The 26,549-nt window shown below is 59.7% G+C and carries 27 protein-coding genes; 17 read left to right on the forward strand and 10 right to left on the reverse strand.

Annotated features, from left to right (window positions below; translation table 11 throughout):
- Positions 1-24 precede the first annotated feature (24 nt).
- Complete coding sequence (locus QO002_RS05050; protein ID WP_307227316.1) at positions 25-1,434, forward strand: adenylate/guanylate cyclase domain-containing protein; 1,410 nt, start codon at positions 25-27, stop codon at positions 1,432-1,434.
- A gap of 2 nt (positions 1,435-1,436) precedes the next feature.
- Here the strand turns inward: QO002_RS05050 and QO002_RS05055 are convergent, their stop codons facing one another.
- Positions 1,437-2,072: a YitT family protein gene (locus tag QO002_RS05055; RefSeq protein WP_307227317.1), complete on the reverse strand. Its 636-nt coding sequence runs from the start codon at positions 2,070-2,072 to the stop codon at positions 1,437-1,439.
- A gap of 239 nt (positions 2,073-2,311) precedes the next feature.
- Between QO002_RS05055 and QO002_RS05060 the strand changes: the two genes are divergently transcribed.
- Complete coding sequence (locus QO002_RS05060) at positions 2,312-2,812, forward strand: RrF2 family transcriptional regulator (protein ID WP_307227319.1); 501 nt, start codon at positions 2,312-2,314, stop codon at positions 2,810-2,812.
- A gap of 23 nt (positions 2,813-2,835) precedes the next feature.
- Positions 2,836-3,297 carry a carboxymuconolactone decarboxylase family protein gene (locus QO002_RS05065; RefSeq protein ID WP_307227321.1) on the forward strand — a complete coding sequence of 154 codons (462 nt, stop codon included), beginning with the start codon at positions 2,836-2,838 and terminating at the stop codon, positions 3,295-3,297.
- A 21-nt stretch (positions 3,298-3,318) separates the two neighbouring features.
- Here QO002_RS05065 and QO002_RS05070 read toward each other — a convergent pair whose 3' ends face one another.
- A complete protein-coding gene (locus QO002_RS05070; protein ID WP_307227323.1) occupies positions 3,319-3,954 on the reverse strand; it encodes a YitT family protein in 636 nt (211 codons plus the stop codon).
- A 198-nt stretch (positions 3,955-4,152) separates the two neighbouring features.
- Positions 4,153-5,133 (reverse strand): class I SAM-dependent methyltransferase, encoded by a 981-nt coding sequence (locus QO002_RS05075; protein ID WP_307227325.1) that lies wholly within the window; start codon positions 5,131-5,133, stop codon positions 4,153-4,155.
- Between the two features lie 146 nt (positions 5,134-5,279).
- Here QO002_RS05075 and QO002_RS05080 point away from each other — a divergent pair, with 146 nt between their 5' ends.
- From QO002_RS05080 to QO002_RS05090, 3 genes are read left to right on the forward strand one after another with little or no spacing between them, the layout of a single operon-like run.
- Complete coding sequence (locus tag QO002_RS05080) at positions 5,280-5,546, forward strand: DUF6460 domain-containing protein (RefSeq protein ID WP_307227327.1); 267 nt, start codon at positions 5,280-5,282, stop codon at positions 5,544-5,546.
- Between the two features lies 1 nt (position 5,547).
- On the forward strand, positions 5,548-6,048 hold the full coding sequence (locus QO002_RS05085; RefSeq protein WP_307227329.1) for a CAP domain-containing protein: 501 nt from the start codon (positions 5,548-5,550) through the stop codon (positions 6,046-6,048).
- 48 nt (positions 6,049-6,096) lie between these two features.
- Complete coding sequence (locus QO002_RS05090) at positions 6,097-7,458, forward strand: MATE family efflux transporter (RefSeq protein ID WP_307227331.1); 1,362 nt, start codon at positions 6,097-6,099, stop codon at positions 7,456-7,458.
- A 3-nt stretch (positions 7,459-7,461) separates the two neighbouring features.
- Here QO002_RS05090 and QO002_RS05095 read toward each other — a convergent pair whose 3' ends face one another.
- Both QO002_RS05095 and QO002_RS05100 read right to left on the reverse strand, forming a co-directional pair.
- A complete protein-coding gene (locus QO002_RS05095) occupies positions 7,462-8,547 on the reverse strand; it encodes a quinone-dependent dihydroorotate dehydrogenase (RefSeq protein WP_307227333.1) in 1,086 nt (361 codons plus the stop codon).
- Complete coding sequence (locus QO002_RS05100; protein ID WP_307227334.1) at positions 8,547-8,891, reverse strand: DUF952 domain-containing protein; 345 nt, start codon at positions 8,889-8,891, stop codon at positions 8,547-8,549. The genes QO002_RS05095 and QO002_RS05100 overlap by 1 nt, the downstream gene beginning before the upstream one ends.
- 106 nt (positions 8,892-8,997) lie before the next feature.
- Here QO002_RS05100 and QO002_RS05105 point away from each other — a divergent pair, with 106 nt between their 5' ends.
- Both QO002_RS05105 and QO002_RS05110 read left to right on the forward strand, forming a co-directional pair.
- Entirely contained in the window at positions 8,998-9,444 is a 447-nt protein-coding gene (locus QO002_RS05105) for a hypothetical protein (protein ID WP_370878453.1), read from the forward strand.
- A 73-nt stretch (positions 9,445-9,517) separates the two neighbouring features.
- Complete coding sequence (locus QO002_RS05110) at positions 9,518-10,162, forward strand: response regulator transcription factor (protein ID WP_307233168.1); 645 nt, start codon at positions 9,518-9,520, stop codon at positions 10,160-10,162.
- 19 nt (positions 10,163-10,181) lie between these two features.
- Here the strand turns inward: QO002_RS05110 and QO002_RS05115 are convergent, their stop codons facing one another.
- Positions 10,182-13,673 carry a hybrid sensor histidine kinase/response regulator gene (locus QO002_RS05115; protein ID WP_307227336.1) on the reverse strand — a complete coding sequence of 1,164 codons (3,492 nt, stop codon included), beginning with the start codon at positions 13,671-13,673 and terminating at the stop codon, positions 10,182-10,184.
- Positions 13,674-13,888: 215 nt separating this feature from the next.
- On the opposite strand from QO002_RS05115, the gene mscL reads away from it, so the two are divergent.
- The 7 genes from mscL (at position 13,889) to QO002_RS05150 (ending at position 20,637) form a co-directional block, all read left to right on the forward strand.
- The gene (gene mscL / locus QO002_RS05120) at positions 13,889-14,326 is read left to right on the forward strand and encodes a large conductance mechanosensitive channel protein MscL (protein WP_307227339.1); all 438 of its coding nucleotides are present in this window, start codon (positions 13,889-13,891) and stop codon (positions 14,324-14,326) included.
- Positions 14,327-14,520: 194 nt separating this feature from the next.
- On the forward strand, positions 14,521-15,687 hold the full coding sequence (locus QO002_RS05125) for a pyridoxal phosphate-dependent aminotransferase (RefSeq protein WP_307227341.1): 1,167 nt from the start codon (positions 14,521-14,523) through the stop codon (positions 15,685-15,687).
- 87 nt (positions 15,688-15,774) lie between these two features.
- Positions 15,775-16,767, forward strand: a complete 993-nt coding sequence (galE, locus tag QO002_RS05130) for a UDP-glucose 4-epimerase GalE (RefSeq protein ID WP_307227343.1) — start codon at positions 15,775-15,777, stop codon at positions 16,765-16,767.
- Positions 16,768-16,995: 228 nt separating this feature from the next.
- Complete coding sequence (gene rfbF, locus QO002_RS05135; RefSeq protein WP_307227345.1) at positions 16,996-17,766, forward strand: glucose-1-phosphate cytidylyltransferase; 771 nt, start codon at positions 16,996-16,998, stop codon at positions 17,764-17,766.
- A complete protein-coding gene (rfbG, locus tag QO002_RS05140) occupies positions 17,766-18,851 on the forward strand; it encodes a CDP-glucose 4,6-dehydratase (protein WP_307227347.1) in 1,086 nt (361 codons plus the stop codon). Before rfbF ends, rfbG begins: the two co-directional genes overlap by 1 nt.
- A 2-nt stretch (positions 18,852-18,853) precedes the next feature.
- Positions 18,854-19,411 (forward strand): dTDP-4-dehydrorhamnose 3,5-epimerase family protein, encoded by a 558-nt coding sequence (locus QO002_RS05145; RefSeq protein ID WP_307227349.1) that lies wholly within the window; start codon positions 18,854-18,856, stop codon positions 19,409-19,411.
- Positions 19,408-20,637 carry a class I SAM-dependent methyltransferase gene (locus tag QO002_RS05150; protein WP_307227351.1) on the forward strand — a complete coding sequence of 410 codons (1,230 nt, stop codon included), beginning with the start codon at positions 19,408-19,410 and terminating at the stop codon, positions 20,635-20,637. Before QO002_RS05145 ends, QO002_RS05150 begins: the two co-directional genes overlap by 4 nt.
- A gap of 83 nt (positions 20,638-20,720) precedes the next feature.
- On the opposite strand, the gene QO002_RS05155 is transcribed toward QO002_RS05150, so the two are convergent.
- On the reverse strand, positions 20,721-21,029 hold the full coding sequence (locus tag QO002_RS05155) for a chorismate mutase family protein (protein ID WP_307227353.1): 309 nt from the start codon (positions 21,027-21,029) through the stop codon (positions 20,721-20,723).
- Positions 21,030-21,181: 152 nt separating this feature from the next.
- Here QO002_RS05155 and QO002_RS05160 point away from each other — a divergent pair, with 152 nt between their 5' ends.
- The gene (locus QO002_RS05160; RefSeq protein WP_307227355.1) at positions 21,182-22,399 is read left to right on the forward strand and encodes a glycosyltransferase; all 1,218 of its coding nucleotides are present in this window, start codon (positions 21,182-21,184) and stop codon (positions 22,397-22,399) included.
- Between the two features lie 137 nt (positions 22,400-22,536).
- Here QO002_RS05160 and QO002_RS05165 read toward each other — a convergent pair whose 3' ends face one another.
- The 3 genes from QO002_RS05165 to QO002_RS05175 are packed head-to-tail and all read right to left on the reverse strand — an operon-like array spanning position 22,537 to position 25,325.
- Entirely contained in the window at positions 22,537-23,256 is a 720-nt protein-coding gene (locus QO002_RS05165; RefSeq protein WP_307227356.1) for a cephalosporin hydroxylase family protein, read from the reverse strand.
- 59 nt (positions 23,257-23,315) lie between these two features.
- Complete coding sequence (locus QO002_RS05170; protein ID WP_307227358.1) at positions 23,316-24,194, reverse strand: NAD-dependent epimerase/dehydratase family protein; 879 nt, start codon at positions 24,192-24,194, stop codon at positions 23,316-23,318.
- Between the two features lie 48 nt (positions 24,195-24,242).
- Positions 24,243-25,325: a glycosyltransferase family protein gene (locus QO002_RS05175; protein ID WP_307227360.1), complete on the reverse strand. Its 1,083-nt coding sequence runs from the start codon at positions 25,323-25,325 to the stop codon at positions 24,243-24,245.
- Positions 25,326-25,868: 543 nt separating this feature from the next.
- Between QO002_RS05175 and QO002_RS05180 the strand changes: the two genes are divergently transcribed.
- A complete protein-coding gene (locus tag QO002_RS05180; protein WP_307227362.1) occupies positions 25,869-26,438 on the forward strand; it encodes a transglutaminase-like cysteine peptidase in 570 nt (189 codons plus the stop codon).
- The last annotated feature ends 111 nt before the right edge of the window (positions 26,439-26,549 follow it).

Consider the following 26,549-nt stretch of genomic DNA (forward strand, 5'->3'; position numbering starts at 1 on the left):
GCCCGGTTGGGTGTAGGATACGGCATGAGCGAAGCCCAGCCCCTGTTTGCGGTGCTGCGCCAGATCGTGCAGCCTGCTGTCGTTGATGCCATGGAGCGGTTCGTCAGGGATACCCCGGACCGCAAGCTTTGCCGCGTCAATGTTCTCGCTTTTGCCGCGCAGGAGGGGCTGGACGAGGAGCAGACGATCAATGCTTTCCTGCATGCCTCGCATCTCGGCCTCTTCGAACTTTCGTGGAATGTCCTTTGTCCGGGCTGCGGCGGCGTGCTTGACGCCAATACCTCGCTACGAACCGTGCAGAGCGACAGCTACACCTGCGCGCTCTGTGCTGCGGGCTATGAGCCGACCCTCGACGAGATGGTCGAGGTGACCTTCACCGTCAGCCCCCGTGTGCGACACATCGCGGCCCACAATCCTGAACAGCTGTCGCCGGTCGAGTATTTCCGGCAGATCTATTGGGGCTCGGGCATCGATCTTCCTGACGACGGGTTTGAGGCCAAGGTTGATGAATTCATGCTGGAAGCGCTGGAGCTGCCGCCGGGTGAGAAGGCCGTGATCTCGCTGCAGCTGCCGGCGGAATTCGTTATTATCTTCGAGCCCGTTACCCATGCGGCCCAGTTTATCGATGTCAAAGGGGAGCCCACGCGTGAACGGCAAAACCTGACGATGGTGTTCGACAGAGGATTTCGCCATAGCGAAATTCTTGAACTACGGCCCGGATCATTCCGGATTTCAGTCGAAAATCACACGCAGGTTCGGACTTTGCCGTCGGTCTGCATCGCCAATGAGGCGCTGCATGAGCTGCTCGGCCGCCGCCGCCCATTCCTCACGGCGAAACGCCTGCTGTCCAACCAGACTTTTCGCGATATCTTCCGGACTGACACGATCGAAGTGGATCAGCGGTTGAAGATCACCAGCCTGACGTTCCTCTTTACAGACCTGCGTGGCTCGACGGAGCTCTATGAGCGGGTGGGCGATCTCGCGGCCTTCGATCTTGTGAAGACGCATTTCTCCATCCTGCGCGAGATTGTCGGTGCCCAGGCGGGCGCGGTGGTGAAGACAATCGGCGATGCGGTCATGGCCACCTTTCCCGCCCCCAGCAGCGCACTTGTCGCAGCGATGCGCATGCGCGACGCTATGCTTCATCTCAACAGCGAGCGCGGCAGCGAGGATCTCGTGCTGAAGATAGGCATTCACGAAGGCCCCTGCATTGCGGTCAGCCTCAACGAACGGCAGGATTATTTCGGGCAGACGGTGAACATAGCCTCGCGCGTGCAACATCTGGCCACCTCCCGCGAAATCTTCGCAACGGGCGCGGTGCTCGATGATCCCGGCGTTGCGAAGTTTCTCGCGGGAAGGGGCTTGAACCCGATGTCGCAGAGCGTTGCGCTGCGCGGCATTGCCGACGAGGTCAGGGTTTTCGCGATCCCGTAGCATTACATCGCGATATAGCGATCCTTGCGGTGGTTGATGGCAAGCGTCAGGTTCAGCACGATCGCGCCGATGATCGAGCAGGCGATGATATAGGGGCTTGCCAGGAAGAAAGAGCAGGCGAGGATCATGCCATCGAAGCAGAGCTGGACGAGACCGGCGCGCCAGCCGAACCGATCCTGGATATAGAGCGCAAGAATGCCAACGCCGCCGAGGCTGGCGCGGTGGCGGAAGAGGGCCAGAAGTCCGGCGCCGATGACCAGCCCGCCGAAAAGCGCGCCCACCAGTGGATCTACATCGTTGAGGCCGAGATAACGCGGCAGCTGCTCGGAAAGCATCGAAGTGATCGCCACCGCAGCGAATGTCCTCAGCGTGAAGGCAGGCCCCATGCGCCGGAACGCGAGATAATAGAACGGCAGATTGACGATGAAGAAGCAGATGCCGAAGCTCAGGTCCGTCGCATAGTGTAGCAGAAAGGCGATGCCGGGCGTGCCGCCGGTCAGCAAGCCCGCATTCGATAGAAGCGAAATCCCGAGAACAGCCAACATGCTGCCGGCAACGACGCCCTGCGCGTCGTCGACCATAGAGTGACGATCGGCGCTTGAGGCCCATATGCGTGCAAGCGTACCGCGGTCTGCCATGTATGTCTCCCGGCTTAAATTCCCCGCCCTTCTATCCGCTGCAGAGGGAAGCGCAAGTCATCCTCCCGCGAAAATCTAGAGTTTGTCAGGGAAAAGTGGGAACCGGTTTTCCTAAAAAGACAAACGGAAACAAAAGAATCTAGGGATGTCTGGTTCAATCTGAACCAGACATCCCTAGCGCCCGCTTGACTTTCGAAATAATCACGGATAAAAAATATCCACGATACAAGGAGACGGACATGAAGCTCGGAGACGGGGTAGAGCAGGCCATTCACAGCGTCGCGATGCTTGCGGGCCTGAGCGATGACGGCGTGCTTTCAGCTGCCGCCCTTGCCGCGTTTCATGGCGTTTCGACGAGCTACCTGCTGAAGCATCTGCAGGCCTTGTCCGGAGCGGGCATCCTTGCCACGGTGCCGGGTCCGAAGGGTGGATACCGGCTCGCGAAAGCCACCCACCGGATCACGCTGCTCGACATAGTGCTTGCAGTCGAAGGGCCGGCCCCGGCCTTCCGCTGCAACGAGATCCGCCAGCGCGGACCGAGCCCGGTTGGCGCACATATGTTCGCCAAGCCCTGCAATATTTCAGCAGCCATGCTGAAGGCCGAGCGCGTCTATAGGGCGGAACTCGCCAAGACCACCATTGCCGATATCGGCGTGCAACTGACGGCCCTGGACGACGGATCGATCGCCGCCAGAAGCTGCGCCTTTCTTGAAATCCATGAACGTAGAACGGCTCGTTGAGCCAGAAAGAGGAGTGAAGTCCCATGCATCCACGTCTCAACTTCGCAAAAGCATCGCCTGCCGCTCTCAAGGCCATTATGGCGCTCGAAGATCATGTCCAGAACAGCGGCCTCGATCGCCGTTTCATCCATCTGATCAAGCTCAGGGCATCGCAGATCAACGGCTGCGCCTATTGTGTCGACATGCACGTCAAGGAAGCCAGGCATGATGGCCTGAGCGAGCAGTGGATCAACCTGATGTGCGTCTGGCGTGAATCGCCCGTCTACGATGCGCGCGAAAGAGCCCTGCTGGGCTGGGTCGATGCCGTGACGGATATTGCCCGCACGGGGGCACCGGATGAGGCCTATGCAGCCTTGAAAGAACAATTTTCCGATGAGGAGATGACCGAAATCACCGTCGCGATCGGCACGATCAACGTCTGGAACCGGCTCGCCGTTTCCTTCCGCTCGCAGCATCCGATCGACAAGACGGCAAAAGCCGCCTGATCCCCCCGCAAGCCGCGGGAATTACAGGGCGATATAACGATCAGCACGGTGGTTGATGGTCAGGAAAAGGTTCAGCACCACCGCGCCGAGCACGGAGTACATGACGACCGGCGGGGTCGTCACGAAAAAGGCGGCCGCCAGAACGCAAAGGTCGATGGCAAGCTGCACCAGGCCGGCGCGAATGCCGAAGCGCTCCTGCAAGTAGATGCCGAGAATGCCGACGCCGCCAAGGCTGGCGCGGTGGCGATACAGCGCCAGAAGTCCAAAACCGAGCAGAAGCCCGCCGAGCAGCGCCGCCCAGGCCGGGTGGATGCTGGCGATCTGGAAGACGTCGGCCTGCAGGTTCGTCAGAAGCGATGTAATCGCGATCGCGATGAAGGTTTTCACCGTGAAGGCCATGCCGAGCCGCTTCCAGGACAGATAGAAGAACGGCACGTTCAGAAGAAAGAAAGCGAGGCCGAAATTGATACCCATCGCATAGTGCAGGAGGAAAGCCACGCCGGCCGTGCTGCCGGTGAGCAGGCCGGCACTTGCCAGCACGTAGAGGCCCAGAGCCGCGACGAGGCTGCCGGAGAAAATACCCTGCACGTCTTCGACCGGCGTATGGCGAGTCGCGCTGGTATTCCAGAAACCAAGGGCATTGATAAGCTGGGTCATCGCGCGATCTCCTGATGCGACAAACGAAAGAACCTATCCGGTCCATGAAGGCCGGCGGCGAAATGTCAGTGATATTTACTGGGCTCCCGGAAATTCCGGCGATGCGCCTCTTTGCGAATGGCCAGATTTTCAGGCTTTTCGCCGCTGCAATCAAGCAAAATATGTAAGCAATGCTGACCTATTTTGAAATAGCAACAATCATGCCTCTCGGCCGCTCTTCACCGCAAGAAACAGAATGCCGAAGACCGGCTTTCCGCCATCATCGCGAATGGCTGCGCGGCTGATATCGGCGATTGCGAAGCCCTTGAGGTCGGCGAGCCGGCGGATATAGGCTTCGCTATGGGCATAGCGCAATGACGGACGCAACGCGAACTCCGCTTCCTGCGCTGCCGCACCAGTCGTTTCCGCCTCCAGGTCCTCGACCGAAAAGGCAAAGAGACCGCGCTCTGACAGCAACCGGCCGGCGATGTCGAACACGCCTTCGAGATTACCGAGATACATCAGCACATCGGCGGCGCTGACGAGATCGGCCCGGCCTTCAGCGCGTTCCGCCGTGAGAAGCCCGCATTCCTCGGGCGCCAGCGAAAGATCGGCTTGGGCCAACCGGTTGTAGAGCTTCTTCGCCTCGGCCTTGGCCAGCATGTTGGTGGAAAGGTCGAAGCCTTCCATATATCGTGTCGTGTTCCTGATCTCGGCGCCGAAAAGGCCGGTGCCACAGCCAAGATCCACCGTATGTAAAAAGCCTTGATGATCCGGCCCGGCGTGGTCGGCAATCAGCGACGCAAGCTTTTGCGGCACCGTGTAGTTCAGGCGGTCCACCAGCGCCGCATCGAAGCGGTCGGCATAGTCGTCGAAAAGCCGCTCGACATAGAGGCTTGGCGGTTGCTCGGGTGCATTTGCGCCGCCCAGCAGCGCAAGTTTCAGTCCGGCGCCGAAGATATCTGCGGGGTTCAGTTCCAGCACACGCTTCAGAGCCGTTGCCGCCGCCTCTTTCCGGCCGGATTTTTCCTCATAGTCGGCGAGCCGGAACCAGCCGGCCGCCCAGTCGGGAACGAGTTCCAGCGCCTGCCGCATCAGGTCGGCAGCGTCAGTATGGTCGCTGGTCTCGGCGAGCATGTAGGCATATTCGGCGCGGCGGTCGGCGATCAGGTCGCCGGAGGAAAGCTGGTGAAGGTTCATGGGCGTTACCTTTGGCTTCAAACGCTTCTGAGGCCGGAAGGTTGAAATGGCAAGCGGGATTTTTTCGGGCGAGCTCCTCGCGAATGCTGGCATCTTGCCCCCGGCGGCGCGTCGGCTTATGGGGATAACAAACAGGAGACATCCAGATGGCCGATGGCCTCAACAGAATTCTGGGCGATTCGCCCGGCCGGGTGATCGTCAAGCTGCTCGTCGTTTCGATCGTGGTCGGCTTCATCATGTCGGTCCTTGGCTTCACGCCCTATGACCTGATCTATGGCGTCAGGGATTTCGTGGTCGATCTCTGGCGCTCGGGCTTTGCCGCTCTTGGTCGTGTCGGCGACTATCTCCTGATCGGCGCCGCGGTGGTCATCCCCGCCTTCATAATTATCCGCCTCTTCAGCTACAGACGTTGACATGCAGCACCTTTCGACCCGCCGCCACTTCCTGAAGGCTGGTGCCTTCCTTTTGCTTGCGGCCCTTGCCGGCTGCGTCAGCACCAAGCCCGAGAAGCCCTCCGGCAATGGCAGCGACCAGACGGAGGCGACCCTCGGCTACGTCAACGCACTGCGCAAGGGAAAGGGGCTTGCCCCGCTTGCCAATGATCCGGTCGCCGCAACCGCAGCGCTCGCTCAGGCGAACCGCATGGCCAGGAACGGCAAGATGAGCCACCTGATCGGCGTTGGCGACAGCTTCCTCAACCGCATGAAGGGACAGGGCGTTGCCCTGCCGGCCGCGGAAAACATCGCGGCTGGACAGGACGATGCCGAAAGCGCCTATCAGGCCTGGTATCGTTCGCCGAAGCACCTGGAAAACATGCTCGGCAGCGGGTATCGCGGCCTCGGTGTTGCCGTCGTCCGGAATCCCGCTTCCGGAAACCGGCCCTATTGGGCCATGGTGCTTTCTTCTTCCGGCTGATTCCCCCATGCGGCGCTCCGGATGGCATGACAAAACGGACCCGCAGAGATGACTGCCGCCGAAACCATCGACATTGACGAAAATGCCCGCGGCGCCGGGCCTTTTCTGGTTACAAACAAGCTGATCCTCTCGATCGCCATCCCGATGACGCTCGGCTTTCTGACGACGCCGCTTCTCGGTCTGGTAGACACCGCCGTCGTCGGCCGGCTCGGGCAGGCGACGCTGCTCGCCGGCCTCGCCATCGGCGCGATCCTCTTCGACCTGATCTTCACCACCTTCAATTTCCTGCGGGCATCGACGACCGGCCTCGTCGCCCAGGCCTTCGGCCGCGGTGACAGGGCAGAGGAGCAGGCCGTCTTCTGGCGGTCGCTGGTAATAGCGCTGGTCTGCGGCACTGTAGCCCTGCTGGTCTCTCCGATGCTGCTTTCCGTCGGGCTGTGGCTGCTGGCGCCCGGGCCTGATGTGGCGGAGGTGACGCGCACCTATTTCCTCTGGCGCATCCTTTCCAGCCCGTTTGCGCTCGCCAATTATGCCATCCTCGGTTTCGTGCTCGGCCGCGGGCAGGGTACCACAGGCCTCCTGCTCCAGACGTTGATCAACGGTATCAACATCGTGCTGTCGATCTATCTCGGCCTGTATCTGGGCTGGGGCGTGATGGGGGTGGCGCTTGCCACGGTAACGGGCGAGACCATCGGCGCGCTCGCCGGATTTGCCATCGTCTATGCCCGCTTCGATCGCTCGCTATCAATGCCGTGGCGAGAAGTCTTTTCAATGGCGCGGCTGAAGCCGCTGTTCGGGCTCAACCGCGACATCATGATCCGCTCCTTCGTGCTTCTGGCAGCCTTCACGCTGATGACACGGATCGGCACCAGCTTCGGCCCGGTGACACTTGCTGCCAATGCCGTGCTGATGGCGATCTTCCTGGTTGCCGGCTATTATCTCGATGGTCTCGCCAATGCCGCCGAACAGCTCACTGGCCGCGCAATCGGCGCCCGTTTCCGGCCGGCTTTCGATCGGGCGCTGAGGATGACAGGCATCTGGTCGCTGGTGCTGGCGGCAGTGACGACGGTTGCCTTCCTCCTCTTCGGAAACCGATTGATCGATACACTGACGACGGCGGCGGATGTCCGGGCAGTGGCCTATGCATACATGCCCTGGGCGGCGATAACAGCCGTGACCGGTGCGCTCGCCTTCCTGATGGATGGCGTCTTCATCGGCGCCACCTGGTCGCGGGATATGCGCAACATGATGCTTCTCGCCTTCGCCGGCTACGTCGCAACGCTTGCGGTGCTCGTGCCGCTGTTCGGCAATCACGGCCTCTGGGCGGGGCTCAATCTCTTCCTGCTGTTCCGCGGCCTGTTCCTGTTGGTATTGGTGCCGCGGCGGGCGCGGACAAGCTTCGCCTCCTGAGCGTCAGAAGCGCTTCGCCCATTCATCCGTCTTGCTGCCGCGGATATCGGCGATCGAGGTCAGTTTTTCCCGATCGCAGATGTCGGAAAGTCCGCGAACGATGCGGCCGGGCAGCAGCGGTCCCTCATAGACCATGCAGGAATAGAGCTGCACCAGATCAGCGCCGGCGCGGATCTTCTCCGCAGCCGTTTCCGCGGATGAAACGCCGCCGACGCCGATGATCGGCAGGTCGGGCCCGACGCGCTTGCGCATCTTGGCGAGAACGGCCGTGGAGCGCGCAAACAGCGGCTTGCCGGAAAGCCCGCCCGCTTCCTTTGCCTGCATCTGATCCTTGAGGCCATCGCGCGAAAGCGTCGTGTTGGAAACGATCAGCCCGTCAAGCTTGTGGGCAAGCACCTCGGCAGCGATATCGTCCATGCCTTCTTCTGTGAGGTCGGGCGCGATCTTAAGGAACACCGGAACCTGCCGGCCGCTCTTCTTCGCCTTATCGTCGCGGGCGGCAAGCACTGCGGAAAGCAGGGCGGCAAGGCTCTCGCGTCCCTGCAGATCGCGCAGGCCCGGCGTGTTGGGCGAGGAAATGTTGGCGGTGAAATAGCGGGCGAGCGAGTAGAAGCGACGGATGCCGGTGACATAATCGGCAATGCGGTCGCTGCTGTCTTTGTTGGCGCCGATATTGACGCCGATCAGGCCGTTGCCGCGGAGCTTTGAAAGCCGCTCATAGGCAGCCTCGTGGCCGGCATTGTTGAAGCCCAGCCGGTTGATGACGCCTTCGTCGGCGACAAGCCGGAAAATGCGCGGCTTGTCATTGCCCGCCTGTGGTTTCGGTGTGACGGTTCCGATCTCGGTAAAGCCGAACCCGAGGCGCAGCATTTCCTCCGGCACCTCGGCATTCTTGTCGTAGCCGGCTGCAAGGCCAAGCGGGTTTGCAAAGGTCAGGCCGGCGATCGTTTGCTTCAGCCGTGGATCAGCGGGCGCGTTACAGACTGGCACGAGCCCCGTCTTCAGAGCCCTGATCGAAAGACCATGCGCGGCCTCCGGATCGAACAGGAACAGCCCGCGGCGGCCGAGCGACTGGAAGAGATCGAGCATCAGGCAAGCTCCGGAAAGACATGAACACCATCGCTGCCGAGCGGCAGAGGCTTTTCCCAGAGCACGAGGGACAGCGGCAGCGTGCCATAGAGATGGGGAAAGAGATCGCCCCCACGGGAGGGTTCATAAACCAACGCATCGCCGAGCGTTTCGCCATCGATGGCAACCAGCAGAAGGTCGTCCTGGCCGGCAAAATGGCGGGCCGCGGTCTCGATCGCTTGGGCCGCGGTCGAGAAATGGATGAAACCATCCGACAGATCGACTGGAGCGCCTTTGAATTCGCCGCTTTTCAACGCATCGTGCCACAGAGTTGTCGGAACGATTTTGTAGATGATGCTGGACATGCCGCCATCTCCTCACCGGGGATATTCAAGCCGGATTGCCGCAATTGCGGCTGAATGTCCACCGTCGCGGAGGCTTTGGGCGAAGATTTTGGGCAGGAGAGAGGTTATGAACAGATTGCTTTGGCCGTTGCCGGCCGTCATGGGTCTCGTCGGTGGGGTGGCCCTCGTTCCGGTGGAGGCGCAGGAACCTGCGCCCGGACGCTACAGCATGCAGCGAGCCGAAAGCGGTATCGCACGGCTCGATACCCAGACCGGCGAGGTCTCGCTTTGCCAGGATAAAGATGGCCAGATGGTGTGCCGCCTGGCGGCCGATGAGCGCACCGCCTTCGAGCTGGAACTCGATCTCTTGACGAAGCGGGTGGAAACTTTAGAAAATGCTCTTCAAGATGGTCAATTTGGCACAAAACCACGTCTGCCGACCGATGAGGAGATTGACCAGACAATGGGCATCATGGAAAGAATGTTGCGGGGCTTCATGGGCATAGTGAAAGATCTGGAAGGTGATGAGCACAAGGCACCCGGTGCACTTGGCGAAGAACCTCGGAAGACCTGACCGGCTTTCGGCTTCATGTTGCTTGATTTGACCTAGCGGAGGTCGTGCAATGCTCTTGGGAGGGGGTGCCATGATGACAGGATTGACCATTATCATCGCGGATGATCATCCGCTTTTTAGAGGCGCAATGCGTCACGCGCTTGCAAGCGTGGGCGCTGACACCACAATTATTGAAGCCGGTGATTTCACCGCGGCTCGGCAGGCTGCAATCGACTATCCGAATGCCGACCTGATGCTGCTCGATCTTACCATGCCTGGCGTCAGCGGCCTTTCGGGTCTCGTTGCATTTCGTGCCGAATTTCAGAGTTTGCCGATCATGATCGTATCGGGGCATGATGACCACACGACAGTTCGGCGTGCGCTGGAGCTTGGAGCAAGCGGCTTTCTTTCGAAATCGGCCGGGCTCGATGAAATCCGGGAGGGTATTGATACCGTCATCGCCGGCAATATTTTCACACCGCCTGACTTTGAAGCGGGGAGCGAGAGCGAACCTGAAGTGGCTCAACTGCTTTTGCGTTTACAGACGCTCACGCCTCAGCAACTGCGTGTGCTTGGCATGCTTGGAGAGGGCCTCCTCAATAAGCAGATTGCCTATGAGCTCAGTGTATCTGAAGCCACCATCAAAGCGCACGTCTCCGCGATCCTTCTGAAGCTTAATGTTGACAGTCGCACGCAGGCGGTGATCCAGCTCGGCAAGATTTCGGCCGTCGCAGCTTGAAATCCGGCGCGTTGTGAGCCTATTCGGCCGCAGGTTTCAGGGCAGTTGAAAGTTGCGTCAGCCACGCCCTGAGCGCAGCGGGACGCACCGGTTTGTTTTGTATGGCAATTCCCTCGGGCTCAGCCATAGCCCTGACTTCGGGGGACCTGTCCGCTGTCACCAGCAGGGCAGGGATAGGCGCTTTGAAATGTGCGCGAATAGTTCGGACGGCGTCTGTGCCGACCGCATTGTCAAGATGATAGTCGGCGATGATGGCATCCGGTCGCAATCTAGGACCGGCAAGCCAGTCTTCAAGCGATTGTGTGGTCATCACATGACAGCCCCATCCCTCAAGGAGAAGGGTCATGCCTTCAAGGATACGCGGTTCGTTGTCGATGCAAAGGACGGCGAGCCCGGTCAGTGGTTCAGCGACCCGCAGCGCCGTGACGATGGCCGGACCTTTTACTGCCGTCGCGGTTTTATCGATTGGCATCGTCACCCGAAAGCGCGTGCCTTTTCCGGGTTTGGATTGCAGATCGACGGCGTGATTGAGCACACGGGATATGCGGTCAACGATCGACAGGCCGAGGCCCAGCCCTGAAGCCGTCTTTGCACCTTCGTCAAGACGGGCAAATTCCTTGAACACCGTGCGGAACTTCGATGCGGGAATGCCGATGCCGGAATCGAGCACTTGAATGACGGCATGGTCGCCCTCTCGTCGCACGCCAACCAGAATCTTGCCCTTGAGAGTGTATTTGATCGCATTCGAGACCAGGTTCTGCACAAGGCGACGCAGGAGGTTGGGGTCGCTACGCACCGAGAGCGAGGTTGGCATAATGGTGAATTTGAGATTGGCAGCGCGCGCCATTGGTGCAAAGTCTGTCTCGATGCGCCGAAGAAGATCATCAAGCATCACGGTCTGCAGGCGCGGTTTCATCGCGCCCGTATCGAGCCGCGATATATCCAGTACGGCTCCAAGAATAGTTTCCACGGACTCCAGCGAGGAATCGATATTCCTGACAAGCAGGCTGTTTTCAGAATCGCCAAGACGTTCAACGAGCGAGGATGAATAAAGTCGCGCCGCGTTCAATGGCTGGAGAATGTCGTGGCCTGCCGCGGCGAAGAAGCGCGTCTTGCCGATATTGGCCTCCTCCGCCGCGGCCCGTGCCTCGGCAACCTCGCGATTGACGCGCGTGAGTTCGCCCGTGCGTTCAGCAACGCGGAGTTCAAGTGTCTCGTTTGCCTGTTTCAGCGCCATGTCGGCGGCCACGCGCTGCGTGATGTCGGTATAGGTCGTCACGATACCCTTGTCGGGCATGGCATTGGTCCGTACTTCGATGATGCTTGCCCCTCCGGCAAGTTCGAGCAGAAAGGCCTTGTCGAGAATGAGAAAGTTTTCGATGATGACTTTCTCGTCTTGCCGGGCGATATCGCCCCGTTCGGCGAGTATCGAGACGATTTCGGCAAGAGGAAAACCAACCTCTCCAACTCTCTCAGGCAGGTCGAGCAGATGGCGGAAACGCCGATTCCAGATGATCAGGTTGCTGGAGCTGTCAAAGACAGCGATGCCCTGGTCCATCTGGGAAAGTGCGGTCTGCAACATATCCTGATTGTATTGCAGGGCTTCACTGGCCTGGTCGAGCAGCCAGGCTGTGTCAACCGGCGAATCATCCATACGTTGCAAAACGAGTGAAAGAACAAGGCGTGCCGACGAGGAGCCGATAGCGCTGCCGAGGAGCTGCTCGGAGAAATGCACGAGCGCGCTATCCGCTGGTTGGTGGTCTTCCAGCCAGCAGCCGTTCTGGCGCTCGTAAGTGTGGAAGGATCGCTGCATGCGTTCCCTTCCCAGATAGCGGGCAATCGTGGTCTTGAGATCGAGCACTGTAACCTTGGTTTTGCGACCGCGAAATACACGTTCTGTTCGCGACTTGCGCCGGATGAAGACGCCGGCCTGTGCTCGCTCGATCGGGTTTGGCGCACGGCTGAGCGAGAAAACGACATAGGCGATCGCATTGACCAGCAGGCTGAGCGTCGATGCGTTGACGAAGGGATCGGAGCCCGATTTGGAGAAGATGCTGGCGAAGGGGAAAAGGAACCCAAGGATATTTGTAGCAACGTGGGAGTTATCCGAGCCGCCAAGGCTGGGCAGGAAAAGCATGTAGGCCCAAACAACAAAGCCGAGCGTCATGCCAGCAATGGCGCCGCGCGCGTTTGCCTGATGCCACAACAGGCCTCCGAACAAAGCTGGCGCCATCTGGGCAATGGCCGCGAAGGAGAGGAGGCCGAGGGACGCCAATCCGGCATTCATGTCAGCGGATCGGTAGTATCCATATCCGAGGAGCAAGACGCAAAAGATTGCTGTGCGCCGGACGTTGAGCAGCAGGGTCGATACGTCGGGTACTGCACCACGGCGCAGCAGATTACGGCGCAGAATGACCGGCATAACGATATCGTTCGATATCATGATCGACAGTGCTACCGAGGCGACGATTACCATGGCCGTCGCAGCCGAAAATCCGCCGATGAAGGTGATCAGCGTCATGACCGGAACGTCAAGCGTTATCGGCAGGTTTAGGAGATAGAGGTCAGGCTCGCCGCCGCCCTGAAAAATGATGACGCCAGCGATAGCAATCGGCAGCACGAAGAGATTGATCGCGACGAGATAAAGGGGAAAAAGGATACCCGCGACGCGCAGTTCGCCGGCTGTGCGATTTTCAACGACCGTGACATGGAATTGACGGGGCAGCATGACGATGGCGAACGCTGACAGGAGCATCAACATGAGCCAGCGCTGTATCGGTGTCTTGTGGGTGATCGCGGCCATGACCTGTTGATTCTCGATTGCCCGGTTCCAAAGGTCGCCTGGCCCGTCGAATACGAAAAACACAATGTAGGCGCCGGCGGTTACCAGCGCGAGCAGCTTGACAAGCGATTCCATCGCGATCGCCAGGATCAGGCCATCCTGATGTTCGGTCGCGTCGGTATGTCGCGTTCCGAACACGATGGCGAAGCAGGCAAGAAAAAGCGTGACAAGCAGCGGAAGGTCTATGAAATTCTGCCCCGAACCGATGCCATAGCTGCTGGTATCGACCATGGCTGAAACAGAGCTCGAAACAGCTTTCAGCTGCAGTGCAATATAGGGGATGGCGCCGACCAGGGAGATAAAGGCGACAATGGCCGCGACGGTCGGATTCTTGCCGTAGCGGGCGGCAACGAAGTCCGCGACGGAGGTGAGCTTCTCAGCTTTGGCAAGCGTGGTTATTCGGCGAATAACCGGCATGCCGATCGTGAACATCAGAATTGGGCCGATATAGATGCCGGTGAATTCGAGCCCGCGTTCCGCGGCAAGGCCGATGCCTCCGAAATAGGTCCAGGAAGTACAGTAGATCGCCAAGCTTAGCGCATAAACTAAAGGTCGCCCCCTGATGGAAGGGGGGGACTTAAGTACCTTACGGTCGCCATAGCTCGCCACAGCAAACAGCAGCAGCAGGTATGTGAATGCAGCGGCAAATATGATCGGACCGGAAAGCATGATCCTCCTTATTCAGGTCTTACCCAAGGAAGTTGAAGCATAGAATAAGACTGCGGAGAAGAAAATATTTGCGCCATTGGTCTTAAGTCCAATACGTTTCCAGGTTCATTGGCGTTGACAATGTAAAAAGGCCGATATTTTTGCTTTTCTTTCCCGTCGCGCGCGATAGGTTTCGATTGCGGGTGACCACCTGCAAATGGAACAAGGAGAGCGGGATGCTGAACGAATTCAAGGAATTCATTGCGCGCGGCAATGTCATGGACCTGGCGGTCGGTGTCATTATCGGCGCGGCCTTCAACAAGATCGTCGAATCGATCGTCAACGATCTGGTTATGCCGATCGTTGGCGCGCTGACAGGCGGTGGCTTCGATTTCTCCAACTACTTCCTGCCGCTCAGCGCCAATGTCACTGCCACGTCGCTTGCTGCTGCTCGCGAACAGGGCGCAGTTTTTGCCTACGGCAACTTCATCACCGTTCTCATCAACTTCCTGATCCTGGCATGGATCGTCTTCCTGATGATCAAGGGCGTGAACCGGATGCGCAAATCGCTGGAAGCCAAGGACAAGGCGGGCGCACCGGAAGCGGCTCCGCCCCCGGCCGACGTACAGCTGCTCACGGAAATTCGCGATCTGCTGAAGCAGCCACGCGTGTAGGTTAAATCTTGTCCGCGGGCAGCGCGATACGGGTTCGGAAATCGCGCTGCGCTGCACGATACATCACAAAGTTCAATCGATGTGTCACCGATTGTCGCGTGATCCTCCCCCTGAAAAACGTTAGAAGCAACGGCATCCCTTTTGATCTGCGCACTCTTTCCTTTGGGAGAAAGATGCCCTTACCGGAGCCATCGATGAACGTTCTCGCCAGCCTAAGCCCCCGTTCGCTTGCGGCGCCAGAAAGCGGTATTGTCGAGGTGGTCAACTATGCGCGTGGACGCGAAGGTCTGATCCCGCTTTGGGTGGGCGAGGGAGACCTGCCTACGCCCTCCTTCATTTCCGAGGCTGCCCAGGCGTCGCTTACTGCAGGGGAAACCTTTTACACCTGGCAGCGCGGCGTTCCGCCGCTACGCGAGGCATTGTCACGTTACTATCAGCGGTATTTCGACAAGAACCTGCCGATGGACAATTTCTACGTGACCGGCTCGGGCATGCAGGCGATCAAGCTGGCGATCGAGGCCGTGACCTCGCCCGGCGATGAAATGGTTTATCTCTCGCCGGCATGGCCGAATTTTGCAGCCTCGGCCGCGCTCTCCGGTGTACGTCCCGTGTCGGCCCCACTCGAGTTCACCGGCGGCAAGTGGCAGGTCTCGCTGGAGCGTATTGCTACGGCAATCACGCCGAAGACCCGCGCACTGTTCGTAAACACGCCCTCGAACCCCACGGGCTGGACCGCAACACGAGAAGATCTGGCCGCCATAATGGCGCTTGCCCGTCGCCATGGTCTCTGGATCGTCGCCGACGAAATCTATGCGCTTTATTCCTACGAAGGCGAACGGGCGCCCTCCTTCCTCGATGTCATGGAGGATGACGACCGGATATTGTTCGTCAATTCCTTCTCCAAGAACTGGTTGATGACCGGTTGGCGGGCAGGCTGGATCGTCGCTCCGGCGGAAATCGGCCAGGTGCTGGAGAATCTCATCCAGTATTCCACCTCCGGCGTTGCCCAGTTCATTCAAGCCGGTGCCATTGTGGCGCTCGACAAGGGCGATGCCCTTATCGCGGAAAACGTCGCCAAGGCAACGCACTCGCGGGATATACTCTGTGATGCGCTGATTGCCACCAATCGCGTCGAAACGCTTAAACCTGATGGTGCGATCTACGCGTTTCTGAAGATCGACGGCGTCACCGATGCGCGCCGGGCGTGCCTCGACATCGTCGACAAGACAGGCGTCGGCCTGGCCCCCGGAACGGCCTTCGGAGACGGTGGCTCCCTGTTCATGAGGGCCTGTTTCCTGCGCGATCCGGTGCAGATTTCGACGGCGGCCGAGCGACTTTCCGGTTATATCGCAGCACTCTGAGGCCGACGAACGGGGTTTTTTAAACTCCAACCTTGTGAAATGGTGCCGAACCGGCTTTTATCCCGTCGGTTCTAACAGGAGTTTTGCATGGCGGTTTTGGTAACGGGCGGCGGCGGCTATATCGGCAGCCATATGGTCTGGGCGCTGATCGATGCCGGCGAAGAGGTTGTGGTCATCGATCGTCTGTCCACCGGTTTTCGCTGGGCGATCGCTCCGGAAGCGCGTTTCTACGAGGGTGACATTGCCGACCAGGATCTGATGCGTCGCATCTTCTCGGAAAACAACGTCGATGCGATCATCCATTTCGCCGGCTCGATCGTCGTCCCGGAATCGGTGGCCGATCCGCTTGGCTACTACGAAAACAACACCGTCAAATCCCGAGCCCTGATTGCAAGCGCAGTCGAGGCCGGCATTCCGCATTTTGTCTTCTCCTCGACTGCTGCTGTCTACGGCACGCCGAAGGTCCTTGAGCCGGTCACGGAAGATCTGCCGCTGGCACCGGAATCGCCCTACGGTTCTTCGAAACTGATGACGGAGATCATGCTGCGCGATACCGCGAATGCGCATGACTTCACCTACACCGCCTTGCGCTACTTCAACGTTGCCGGCGCTGATCCGAAGGGGCGCAGCGGCCAGTCGTCCGCGCTCGCCACCCATCTGATCAAGGTTGCCTGCGCAACGGCGCTCGGCAAGCGTGAATCGATGAATGTTTTCGGAACGGATTATCCGACGCCGGATGGCACCTGCGTGCGCGACTATATTCACGTCTGGGATCTCGCCCAGGCTCATCTGATGGCGCTGAAGCGCATGCGCGCCGGCGGCGGGTCGCTTGCCGCCAATTGCGGATATGGTCGCGGTTTCTCGGTGCTCGAGGTGCTGGAGGCGGTGAAAAAGGTGAATGGCTCGGATTTTCCGGTGACCTTTGCCGAACGCCGCCCCGGCGATCCCGCGATGATCGTCGCCAATCCGGGGCTTGCCAAGCGTGAGCTCGGTTGGGTGCCGCAATATGATGATCTCGAAGGCATCATATCGAGCGCCCTGGATTGGGAACGCCATCTCATGCGCAAGAACAGCTACTGAGTCCAAAGAGTTTCGCGCTCCAGTCTGACGACAGTTTCAACGACTAGGGTATCGGCCACGATAGATTATCCGGGCCTGATGCATGATGGAATTTGTTCGCCAAACGAAGCACAGGACGCCGCCGACGAGGCGCGGCCTTGTTGCGCGCCGTGCGGCTCCGTCAAATCTTCAGCCTGACGTCGCGATGCTCCGTTACGAACTGGTGGGCAGCGCGAGCGAGGGCGCTCGATGAAGGCTGTGATCCTCGCCGGCGGTCTCGGCACGCGCATTTCCGAAGAGACGCACCTGCGGCCCAAGCCCATGGTGGAGATCGGCGGCCGGCCGGTCCTCTGGCATATCATGAAGATGTACTATGCCCATGGCGTGCGCGATTTCATCGTCTGCTGCGGCTTCAAGGGCTATGTGATCAAGGAATACTTCGCCAATTACGGCCTGCACATGTCGGACATCACGTTCGATTTTGCGGAAAACAGCATCGAGTTTCATCGAAAGAGCGCCGAGAACTGGCGGGTAACCCTGGTCGATACCGGCGAGAACTCGATGACCGGTGGGCGCATGAAGCGGGTTGCAGGCTATCTGAAGGACGATGACGCCTTCTGCTTCACCTATGGCGACGGCGTCGGCGACATGGACATCGCCCGCACCATCGCCTTCCATAGGGAGCATGGCAAGCTGGCAACCGTGACCGCCTGCCGGCCGCCGGCCCGCTACGGTGCGTTGCAGCTCGAAGGCAGCGAAGTTCAGGGCTTTATCGAAAAGCCGGAAGGCGAGGGTGGCTTCATCAATGGCGGCTTCTTCGTTCTTTCGCCCCGTTGCATCGACCGGATCGAAGGCGACAGCACGACTTGGGAAGCCGAACCGCTGATGAGCCTCGCCCGTGAAGGCGAGTTGCAGGCCTATCTTCACGAAGGCTTCTGGCAGCCGATGGATACCCTGCGTGACAAAAACCATCTCGAAAGTCTGTGGCAGAGCGGTTCGCCGCCTTGGAAATGCTGGTGATGAGCATGACAAATGAATTCTGGCGCGGAAAGCGCGTATTGATCACGGGCCACACGGGCTTCAAGGGCAGTTGGCTTGCCCTCTGGTTGAAGCAGCTGGGCGCTCAGGTGTCGGGCCTGTCACTGGCACCCAAATCGCAACCCTCGTTGCATAACTTGCTGGGTGGTGCCGGCGAAGGTCCTGATATCGTCGATATCCGCGACCGTGCGGGTGTCACCCATCAGGTGCTGCGCAGCAAGCCGCAGATCGTCTTCCATCTCGCCGCGCAGGCGCTGGTGCGGGCAAGCTATCGCGATCCGGCCGAGACCTATGAGACGAATGTCAGCGGCACCGTCAATCTGCTCGACGCTTTGCGTCTTTGTGAAGATGTTCGCTCGATCGTCGTGGTGACGACGGACAAGGTCTATCACAATCCGGAAACCGGTCTTGCATTCATGGAGACCGATCCGCTGGGTGGTCAGGATCCATACAGCGCCTCCAAGGCGGCTGCCGAGATCGTGACAGCGAGCTACCGCTCCTCGTTTTTCTCCGCTCGCAAGGTCGGCGTTGCGACGGCGCGGGCCGGCAATGTCATTGGCGGCGGCGATTGGGCCGAAGAGCGGCTGATCCCCGATGCCGTTCGCGCCTGGCAGATGGGCGACACGCTCTACGTTCGTCGCCCGCGCGCCGTACGGCCCTGGCAGCATGTGCTGGAGCCGTTGAACGGATACATGAGCCTTGCCGAGCGCCTGTGGGATGCGCCGCTCGGTATCGAAAGCTACAATTTCGGCCCGAACCATTCCGAGGCTGCATCGGTCGGCACGGTGTTGAAGATGGCCGAGCGTCATTTCGGCGGTGGCATGGTTCGCTTGGGTGATGGTACCGAGGGGCCGCACGAGGCAGGCTATCTCGTTCTCGACAGCGCCCGCGCCCGCGCTGAACTCGGTTATATTCCGCGCTGGCGGCTCAACGAGACGGTCCGCCGCACGATGGAATGGTACCGCGCCGAGCGCGAGGGTCGATCCGCGATCGAGCTTTGCCTTGCCGATATCCGCGATTTCTCAAATGAAGTGGCAGGCACCCTGCCATTGAAGGTTGCGGGTTGAGCATGCGCCTGCAAGGAGGGGAAACCCCGCTTGCCGGCCTGATGGTGATTGATCGCCGCAGGCTGTCGGATGAGCGCGGCTACCTCTCACGCTTGTTCTGCCAGGACGAGCTTGCCGCCTTCGGCTGGCATGGCCCAATCATGCAGATCAACGAGACGGGGACGGTTCACAAGGGCACCGTGCGCGGCATGCATTTTCAGCGCCCGCCCCATGCCGAGATCAAGCTCGTGACCTGCACACGTGGACGCATCCTCGATGTCGCCGTAGACTTGCGTGAGGGTTCACCCACCGTCCTCAAGCATTTCGCCATCGAGCTTTCGGAGGAAAATGGCTGCTCGCTTTTGATCCCCAAAGGCTTTGCCCATGGATTCCAGGCGCTGACAGATGATGTCCGGCTCATTTACGCGCATTCGGAGCCTTATGCCGCCGGAGCCGAAGGCGGCCTTCACCCTCAAGACCCGGCACTCGCCATCGACTGGCCATTGCCGGTGGAGCGCCTTTCGGCGCGCGATGCGGCGCATCCCTTCCTGACCCCGGGCTATCTTGGAGTTGCCGCATGAAATGCCGCCACTGCGGATCGCAGCGGATGGTGCCCTTCCTCGATCTCGGAACTGCACCACCGTCGAATTCCTATGTAGCAATCGAGGAACGCAACAAGCCGGAACTCTGGTACCCGCTCGTCATCCGGGCCTGCCGGGAATGCCGTCTGGTCCAGACGGAGGATTTCGCGGCGCGCGAAACCTTCTTCTCGTCGAGTTATGCCTATTTCAGCTCATTCTCGACCTCCTGGCTGGAGCATGCGGAAAAATACGTCGGCGACATGCAGGTGCGTTTTGGCCTGAACGAGCGTTCTCACATCGTCGAGATCGCCGCCAATGACGGCTATCTGCTGCAATACGCGAAAGTGCGTGGTATCCCTTGCCTTGGCATCGAACCCACGGCGAGCACGGCTGTGGCCGCGCGTGGCAAGGGGCTGGAAATTATCGAAGACTTCTTCGGCGCCGAGCTTGGTGCGCGCCTTGCCGCTGAAGGCCGCTCGGCCGATCTGACGGCGGCCAACAACGTGCTTGCCCATGTGCCTGATATCAACGATTTCGTTGCCGGCTTTACGGCCCTTCTGAAGCCTGATGGGGTTGCCACCTTCGAATTCCCGCACCTGCTCAATATGGTCAGCGAGAACCAGTTCGATACCGCCTACCACGAGCATTATTCCTACCTGTCGCTGACCGCCGTCTCGCGCATCTTCGAAAAAAACGGCCTGACCGTCTTCGACGTGGAAACCACGCCCTGGCACGGCGGCAGCTTGCGGGTTTTCGCCCAGCGCAGTGATGAGGGCACCCGCGCCCTCACGCCCGCCGTTGCCGCCACCCTCGCGGCAGAGCGCGACGCCGGCATGCTGACGGACGCTTATTACACCGGCTTCCAGGCCCGCGCGGAAGATGTCCGCGACGGTTTCCTGGGTTTCCTCATCGAATGCCGGCGGGCCGGCCTCAAAGTCGCGGCTTACGGCGCCGCTGCCAAGGGCAACACGCTGCTGAATTTCGCAGGCGTGAAGCCCGACCTCCTGGCTTTCGCCGTCGACAAAAACCCCACCAAGCAGGACACTCTTCTCCCCGGAAGTCGCATCCCGGTTGTCACCGAAGACGTGCTCAAAACCGAAAAACCGGAAAGGGTGGTTATCCTGCCGTGGAATCTTCAAGACGAGATCAGACAGCAGCTTTCGTATATCAGCGACTGGGGTGGAAAGTTCGTGACGGCGGTCCCGACGGTGACGGTGCACCCGTAGCAGTCCTGCCCGAGGGGGCGGCGATCGAGCCGCAAATCGGTCACAAGGCAAGTCCCTGGTCGCCAAGGCCGGTTGAGCGTTGACTATTCGCCTTCGGTCTCGCCGAGAATGCTCTTCTCGTGCGCGATCGAATGGCGGACCAGACGGCTCCAGATATCTTCATAAAAATCCGGATCAAGCCCCGCCAGCGTGGCGTTATTGCGTGCATTCTGCTGAACTTCGGTCACACGCGCGGGAATGTCCGCCTTCAGGCCGGCAAGGTTTTTGATCTCGGCGGCACGGCCGATATAGTCGAAACGTTCCCGGAAAAGCGCGACCAACGCCTTGTCGAGCCGATCGATCTCGCTGCGGATATCCGTCATCGACTGGCAGTCTTCCGGGGTTTTTGGCATGCGGTTCTCCGGCTGTCATGCGGGCCACGCCGCAAGGGTATGGCACGCTGCTTATCAAGCAGCCCGGCTTCTGGAAAGGCCCCGCGAAACCCGTGTCTCCCGGACAAGCTTCGGGAAAGGCCCTGCCGCTAGGGTGCCGCAAACGGAGAAATATGATGTTCCCCCAGCCTAAACTGACGATCTGCGTGCCCTCGCGTAACCGCCAGCTCTATTTCCAGGAAACGATCCGCAGCCTTTTGATCAACATGCGCACCGACGTCGAATTCGTCTTCGCCGACAATTCCGACGATCCTTCGATCATGAACACGTTCATGGCGGAGATCAGCGGCGATCCGCGCGTCAAGTTCATCCCGTCGGACGATCATATCTTCTCGATGGTGGACAATTGGGAGCGCTGCCTCGATACGTCGACCGGCGAATTCATCTGCGTCATCGGTGATGACGACTATGTTGATGTCGATGTTGTCGATCTGATCAAGGACGTGCAGCGCAACGATCCGCGCGCCGACGTGATCGCCTGGACGCGGCTGACCTATAACTGGCCGAGCCATCGCCCGCGCAAATGCGTGGTAGCTGTTCCCATGGGTACGAGCTATTTCAGGCTTGATAAGAGCGTCCTCCTCAGGGACTTCTTCCACTGGTCCCATGATGCGGCGACGCCGAACAACCTCTTTGCGATCTACCACGGCGCCGTTTCGCGCCGCACGATGGAAAAGATACGCGCCAGGTTCAATGGCCGCTATTTCGAACATCCGGTTGTCGACTTCGAAAACAGCTGCAAGCTCCTGGTTACTGCCGATAACTTCATCCATGTCGAACGTCCGTTCTCGGTGCTCGGCGCCTGCGCGGAAAGCAACTCGGGGCGTGTCGCAACGGCTGCAGACCTTAAGGCCATGTACAGCCAGTTCATGTCCGATATCGGCCGCACGATCGATGACGATGCCTATATGAAGGACTTCCCGTTCCCGTTCTTCCTCGGCAATACGGCGGCCATCGGCCTCTGCCAGCAATGGTTCAAGTATACCTATGGTCATAAGGCGCCGGCCGGTTGGGAAAAGAACTTCGCGCGTGCTTGCGCCAAGAACTGCGGCATGGCCCTTGATCGGGAGAATTTCGAGCTGATTGCGCAAGGTTATCGCACGGCTTTCGAGAACTGGCAGGGCGGCAAGTTCCTGCAGCATTTCAACCCCACCTTCAGGGAGTCGGGGTCCGGCAAGCCTTACTATGGCCTCTTGAAAAATATGCTCTATATCGATGAGGATATCGCTGGCGTGCAGACCCCGGCCGAACTCTTCCACCTCGTCAAGCAGTTCATCTCGCCGCAGGAAAGCATGGAGTTTCGGACCGTGCCGCAGTTCGCCGTCGGCTGACCGGATAAGGTCTCAGTTACACCTATTGAGGAACCCGTCGCCGGAATGCTGGTGGCGGGTTTTTCGTTGACGGATCATCAGTCAGGCAAAAGTGGCGCCCGCGCGCCCCTTGATCAGTCCAGGCGATGTCGGCCGGCTTATCGTACGCGCTTCAGGAAACCGTGCGGCGCAACCGAGATCAGCAGCCTGTCGTCAATCGAGGTGTCGATCTCGAATTCCGGATGCGCCTTCAGCCATTCATGGACGGCGGTCTTCGGGTTGGCGCCCTTGTCCCAGGGGCGGTCGGGATAGCTGCCGGCCGGCACGTCCTCGATGAAGGTGTCAAACACGACGCAGTAGCTCGAAACCGTCGTGAGATCGGCATAGGCATCGAGTTCCGCCAGCACGTGATCGTGCGTATGGTTGGAATCGAGGCAAATCAGAACCGATTTTTTGCCCCTGGCAGCTGCACGAACCTGCTCGATGATAACCGGATCGATCGAGGAGCCCTCGATCATGGTGATGCGACGGTAGAGCGGATGTTTCTCGATCTCGACACGGTTATGGTCGCGGATATCGATGTCGATGCCGAGTACGGAGGCGTCGGCATTGCCGCCGCAGATCGCGTTCAGCTCCAGCATTGATGCGGAGAAGACGAGCGAGCCGCCATGGGCAATGCCGGTCTCGATGATCAGGTCTGGCTGCGTCCTCCAGATCAGCTCCTGCATGGCAACGATGTCCTGCGGATACTGGATGATCGGCCGGCCGAGCCAGGAGAAGTTGTAGGAATATTTCGGCTCGACCGAAGCTGCCATGAAGCGGTGTGCGGCCGTGCGCATTTCCTCGGTCGTATCCTTGGTGTCGATGTCCGAAGCCATGGTCTTTGCTTTCGATAGGCGACGCCCGGCTTTGGGTTTGTCGCGATAGGTTATTCAGGTCAGGCGACCGTTCCGGCCCGCAAGAGGTTTCGTTTCGCATCCGTGCCGAGAATACGCTGAAGCTTGCTGTCGTCGCCCCAGAATTCCATCGGCTCGTAGTCGGCATAGGGATAGTGGCCGAGATTGAGGCGCACATCCCAGTTCAGGTCGGCCGCCCATCTGGCCACGATATCGCAAACAGCAATCGGTTGGCCGGAGCAGAGATTGACGACGCCTTCATCGGGATGGTCGAGCGCGAGCGACACGATCAGCGCGCCAAGGGTCCCGATATCCAGGAAATCGCGCAGCTGCGCGCCACCCGACATATCGAAGACGGATGCGCCACGGCGATGAGCGTCCTGGAACTGCGGCCAGAGCGACTTCGGGTGCTGGCCCGGACCGTAGGTGTAGAACAGCCGTGCCCAGGTCAGTGCAAAAGGCGTGGTTTCCCGGAGCAAGGCGAGCTGCTGCTGTAGCGCATGCTTGGAAAAGCCATAGGGATTGGAGGGCAGGCAGGGTGTCTCCTCCGAAAGTACCCCCGATTGCATGCCATATTCGAAGCAGGTGCCGGCGCAGAAAATCGACTTCAGGCCACCCTGAACGGCGTATTTCAGAAAATCGTAGTGTCGCGGCAGTTCCGTCTCGAAATGGTGAAGCGACCGATAGTTCGGCAGTCCATCCCAGGCGAGGTGGATGAGAATGTCCGGCCGCGCCATCGCCTCGAACGGATCATCGCAGGCCTGTGCGATATCCAGTTGCTTCCGGCGGATGCGCGGTGACGACGCAAATCCTTCGGCGCGCCGCGAGATGGCCACGACGTCCACGGGGCGGCTGGCAAGAGCAGCCAGGACATGCCGGCCGATGAAACCGGATGCGCCGGTAACTGCTACGGTTTTCATCACGTTATGCCATCGATTTCCGAGCGCCCTTCGACCCGCGCCGGCAGATCATTGCGTCATGCCGTCGCAGATGACGTGAACGGACGGCATCATCCATTTCACGACGTTGTAGAACTCCGGCGCTGTCTGGGCGCCGCCGACAAAGCGGTCGATCAGCAGTGCCTTGTCGTACAGACCGCGCCGCTGGTCAGGGTTGCGCTCGGCGAATTGCGGGCGGAATTGCGCCGCGAGACGGCCGTTTTCAAACTGCTGGAGGGCCGCGAAATAGCCGTTGCCCTTCTGGCGGAAACTTTCGAAATCCCGCTCCAGAAGGCAGTCTATGGAGCAGGCACGCACGAAGTCCTCGCCGCCGCCACCCCATTCGGTACCGAGTTCACGCAAGACATGAAACTGTACTTCGGCCACCGCGCCCGCCAGCCCCAGGCCGGCATGGAATGGAAAGTCCGAGGGTTGGAGGAAAACGGATGGTGCGACATAGGCAGATGTATTGACCACCGAGAGCGGGCGGCTGCAGAAGGCGAGTTCCTCGGCAAAGATCAGGGTCTTGGCGGCCCATTCGTATTGCGGCACCATCGTCGACCAGGATTGCGGCGCAGGCACGGAGAGGATGGCGTCGACCACCGAGCGGCGGATCGCGGCATGATGGATTCCGAACGGCACCTTTGGAACGTTGAGACTACCCTTCCAATAGAAGAACGCCTTGAGCATTGCCGTCTTGTCGAAATGATCGATGTGGTAGCGGGTCGGAATGGCGATGGAGGTCGCCTTGCCGGGTTCGGCGTCGCGGTCGATCTGCAGCACGGTCCAGGCAAGCGCGTCTATGTGAGGCGAGGTGCGCTCCAGATAATCGACCATCTGAACCAGATCGGGCTCGATCATGTCACCGGGATTGACGAGCGTCACCCAGTCCCCGCTCGCAGCAGTGATCGCTGTATGCCAGAGGGATTGCCGGGAAAGTGAAGCATCGGTGACGACGACCTTGATGCGGCCATCGGTCTTTTCCACGGCTGCTTGCGGGCCGGCGAGCACGATCTCGATATTCGCCTTGGGGTCGGCCAGCAGCGCATCGATCAGCGGAGCATGATCGCCAGCGCCGGTCTCCAGGGGAATGCAGATCGAGAGTTTTGTCATGGCCGGTCTCCAGCGCGTGATCGGCCGCCAGTGTCTGGCGCCTGCCGCGTCACGCGAAATCGTCATTGCGTCACGGCCGGTCGGGTTTCCCCCTATCCTGGCCGCGCCCAGGATATTGCCTGCGTAGCGGAGGATTGGTCCTCCCCTCGCGGCTGGTCACGCCGGCAGACAATGCACTTCTGGGAGGAGGAGGGTGCGGTCCTGTCTCCGACCCGAAGTCATTGTCTGCCGGTGTGTGAAGGACAAGCTAGAGCGGCAAGCTTGAGCGAAGCTTTGCATCATGCGACCCGATGAAAGGAACGCATTTTCATCGAGTTTGCCGGTTGTTTGAATCTGATTTTCGTAAAAATGCCGATTGTGTAAAATTGTCGGTATCCGTTTAAGCGGCCTCTAAACTGTGTGGGCTATTGTCCATATCAAGGAAACGGAACCGGCTTTCGGCTTCGAGGCATGATGCACTTCCTGGGTCGGAATGAATCCGGCACCAAAAAATCCGACGCCACCCGGACAGGGGCGAGACGTCAGGAAAACAGGGACAGTATCATGTTGAACAGAGTTTTCTCGGTCGCCGCTGCGATCACCATCAGTCTCACCACCGTCGCTCCGGCGGAGGCCATGACCATTTCTTCGGCCGCTCGTTCAGTCGCTTCCGCTCTGCCGGTACAGAGCGCCGCCGTCGGCTTCAGCGAACGCGCCGCCTTCTCGCGCCAGCTCTTATGCCTCGAATATGCCGATGCATGCGGCGCCGAGCGTATCCGCACCATTTCCTATACCAGCAAGCTGCGCACCGTGCTTGCTTCGGTCAACCGTTCCGTCAACAGAGAGATGCCGGATATCCGTGCCCGTCGCGAGTTCCTGTCGCTGACGGCCATGTCGTCCAGTGGTGAAGACCACGCGATGATGAAGCGTCGCCAGCTGATCCGCGCCGGCCTGCCGGCCGATGCCCTGAAGCTTGCCACCGTCACCAACGCGGAAGGCCGTCGTCATTCCGTGCTGATCGTCGCGACCTCCCATGGCGAGATGGTGCTCGATCACCACACGTCTATTATCGTCAAGCGTCGCGACAGCGGCTACAGCTTCGCTTCTGCCGAAGCCGTGCGCTTCTTCGAATAGACCTCCAAAAGCGGAAACACATTGGGCAGCGCCGCAATACCGGCGCACCCCAAGATTGCCTTGAGGCAACCCTGCCTCGGCACGACTTTGCCTGACTGTCCCGACTTGCCG

The sequence above is a fragment of the Pararhizobium capsulatum DSM 1112 genome (genome assembly GCF_030814475.1).
GTDB lineage: Bacteria > Pseudomonadota > Alphaproteobacteria > Rhizobiales > Rhizobiaceae > Pararhizobium > Pararhizobium capsulatum.

What these genes read in the sequence shown, in the direction of transcription:
- QO002_RS05050 (WP_307227316.1), top strand. Translation starts at nt 25, where the DNA reads ATGAGCGAAGCCCAGCCCCTGTTTGCGGTGCTGCGCCAGATCGTGCAG.
- QO002_RS05055 (WP_307227317.1), bottom strand. Translation starts at nt 2,072, where the DNA reads ATGGCAGACCGCGGTACGCTTGCACGCATATGGGCCTCAAGCGCCGAT.
- QO002_RS05060 (WP_307227319.1), top strand. Translation starts at nt 2,312, where the DNA reads ATGAAGCTCGGAGACGGGGTAGAGCAGGCCATTCACAGCGTCGCGATG.
- QO002_RS05065 (WP_307227321.1), top strand. Translation starts at nt 2,836, where the DNA reads ATGCATCCACGTCTCAACTTCGCAAAAGCATCGCCTGCCGCTCTCAAG.
- QO002_RS05070 (WP_307227323.1), bottom strand. Translation starts at nt 3,954, where the DNA reads ATGACCCAGCTTATCAATGCCCTTGGTTTCTGGAATACCAGCGCGACT.
- QO002_RS05075 (WP_307227325.1), bottom strand. Translation starts at nt 5,133, where the DNA reads ATGAACCTTCACCAGCTTTCCTCCGGCGACCTGATCGCCGACCGCCGC.
- QO002_RS05080 (WP_307227327.1), top strand. Translation starts at nt 5,280, where the DNA reads ATGGCCGATGGCCTCAACAGAATTCTGGGCGATTCGCCCGGCCGGGTG.
- QO002_RS05085 (WP_307227329.1), top strand. Translation starts at nt 5,548, where the DNA reads ATGCAGCACCTTTCGACCCGCCGCCACTTCCTGAAGGCTGGTGCCTTC.
- QO002_RS05090 (WP_307227331.1), top strand. Translation starts at nt 6,097, where the DNA reads ATGACTGCCGCCGAAACCATCGACATTGACGAAAATGCCCGCGGCGCC.
- QO002_RS05095 (WP_307227333.1), bottom strand. Translation starts at nt 8,547, where the DNA reads ATGCTCGATCTCTTCCAGTCGCTCGGCCGCCGCGGGCTGTTCCTGTTC.
- QO002_RS05100 (WP_307227334.1), bottom strand. Translation starts at nt 8,891, where the DNA reads ATGTCCAGCATCATCTACAAAATCGTTCCGACAACTCTGTGGCACGAT.
- QO002_RS05105 (WP_370878453.1), top strand. Translation starts at nt 8,998, where the DNA reads ATGAACAGATTGCTTTGGCCGTTGCCGGCCGTCATGGGTCTCGTCGGT.
- QO002_RS05110 (WP_307233168.1), top strand. Translation starts at nt 9,518, where the DNA reads ATGACAGGATTGACCATTATCATCGCGGATGATCATCCGCTTTTTAGA.
- QO002_RS05115 (WP_307227336.1), bottom strand. Translation starts at nt 13,673, where the DNA reads ATGCTTTCCGGTCCGATCATATTTGCCGCTGCATTCACATACCTGCTG.
- mscL (WP_307227339.1), top strand. Translation starts at nt 13,889, where the DNA reads ATGCTGAACGAATTCAAGGAATTCATTGCGCGCGGCAATGTCATGGAC.
- QO002_RS05125 (WP_307227341.1), top strand. Translation starts at nt 14,521, where the DNA reads ATGAACGTTCTCGCCAGCCTAAGCCCCCGTTCGCTTGCGGCGCCAGAA.
- galE (WP_307227343.1), top strand. Translation starts at nt 15,775, where the DNA reads ATGGCGGTTTTGGTAACGGGCGGCGGCGGCTATATCGGCAGCCATATG.
- rfbF (WP_307227345.1), top strand. Translation starts at nt 16,996, where the DNA reads ATGAAGGCTGTGATCCTCGCCGGCGGTCTCGGCACGCGCATTTCCGAA.
- rfbG (WP_307227347.1), top strand. Translation starts at nt 17,766, where the DNA reads ATGAGCATGACAAATGAATTCTGGCGCGGAAAGCGCGTATTGATCACG.
- QO002_RS05145 (WP_307227349.1), top strand. Translation starts at nt 18,854, where the DNA reads ATGCGCCTGCAAGGAGGGGAAACCCCGCTTGCCGGCCTGATGGTGATT.
- QO002_RS05150 (WP_307227351.1), top strand. Translation starts at nt 19,408, where the DNA reads ATGAAATGCCGCCACTGCGGATCGCAGCGGATGGTGCCCTTCCTCGAT.
- QO002_RS05155 (WP_307227353.1), bottom strand. Translation starts at nt 21,029, where the DNA reads ATGCCAAAAACCCCGGAAGACTGCCAGTCGATGACGGATATCCGCAGC.
- QO002_RS05160 (WP_307227355.1), top strand. Translation starts at nt 21,182, where the DNA reads ATGATGTTCCCCCAGCCTAAACTGACGATCTGCGTGCCCTCGCGTAAC.
- QO002_RS05165 (WP_307227356.1), bottom strand. Translation starts at nt 23,256, where the DNA reads ATGGCTTCGGACATCGACACCAAGGATACGACCGAGGAAATGCGCACG.
- QO002_RS05170 (WP_307227358.1), bottom strand. Translation starts at nt 24,194, where the DNA reads ATGAAAACCGTAGCAGTTACCGGCGCATCCGGTTTCATCGGCCGGCAT.
- QO002_RS05175 (WP_307227360.1), bottom strand. Translation starts at nt 25,325, where the DNA reads ATGACAAAACTCTCGATCTGCATTCCCCTGGAGACCGGCGCTGGCGAT.
- QO002_RS05180 (WP_307227362.1), top strand. Translation starts at nt 25,869, where the DNA reads ATGTTGAACAGAGTTTTCTCGGTCGCCGCTGCGATCACCATCAGTCTC.